Consider the following 897-nt stretch of genomic DNA (forward strand, 5'->3'; position numbering starts at 1 on the left):
CGGTGATCCTGACCGGCGGCGGGCCGCGCGGCGAATCCACTGCGACGCCGGTGTTCACCGCCGTGCAGACCACCTTCCGGACGATGCGCTTCGGTGTCGGGTCCGCCACGTCGACGCTGCTGCTGGTGCTGCTCGGGCTGCTCGGGATGGCCGCGGTGGCGCTCATCCTGGCCACCCGGCTGCGCATCGAGTTCGACGGCTGGCGGGACGGCCCGGCCGTCCGGGAGGCGGAGTCCTTCACCGGCCGCCGGCCGCTGCTCGTCGGGCTGACCGCTGTCGCGCTCGTCGTCGTCCTCGGCGTGACCGTCTGGGCGTCGCTGCCGTGGCTGCGGAACTTCTCCGCCGACACCGGGCCCCTGCCCAAGGGGGTCGAGACGGCGAACCTGTTCGCCAACACCTGGGTGCCGCCGCTGCTGTCCACACTCGTCGCGGTGACGGTCGCGGCGCTGGCCGGGTTCGGGATCGGCGCGCTGCGCCCGCTGGGGCGCTGGAGCGAGCTGCTGCTGGTGCCGTTCGCGCCGTGGTTGTTCGTCGGCGCCGGCCCACTGGCCATCGCCAATTTCGAACGCACGATGGAGCGCGAACAGCTGGGCCTGTTCCTCGGCCTGGTGCCGCCGACCTGGCTGTCGGTGCCCGCGCTGTTCGCGTTCACGCTGCTGTTCCGGGGCCAGCACGAGCGGTGGCGTTCCGGCGGCGGCGCCGGCCGTACGCTGCTGCTGCCGGCGCTGCCGATGCTGGCCGTGACCGCGTTGCCGACCTGGCTGGCACACGCCCAGTCGCCGTTGTGGTCGATGCTCGTGGGCCGGGGCCCGGACAGCCTCACCGCTCCCGCGCTGGTGCAGATGATCGCCGGCCGCGCCTTCGGCGCCGGGGGCGAGCTTCCGCTGGGCCTGGTCC

At 74.0% G+C, this 897-nt stretch carries 1 pseudogene; it reads left to right on the plus strand.

The features are described 5' to 3' along the window. Positions 1 to 897, plus strand: a pseudogene (locus KBX39_RS32095) (sugar ABC transporter permease); the annotation flags it as partial.

Source organism: Micromonospora sp. D75, from assembly GCF_018070405.1.
Lineage (GTDB): Bacteria > Actinomycetota > Actinomycetes > Mycobacteriales > Micromonosporaceae > Micromonospora > Micromonospora chalcea.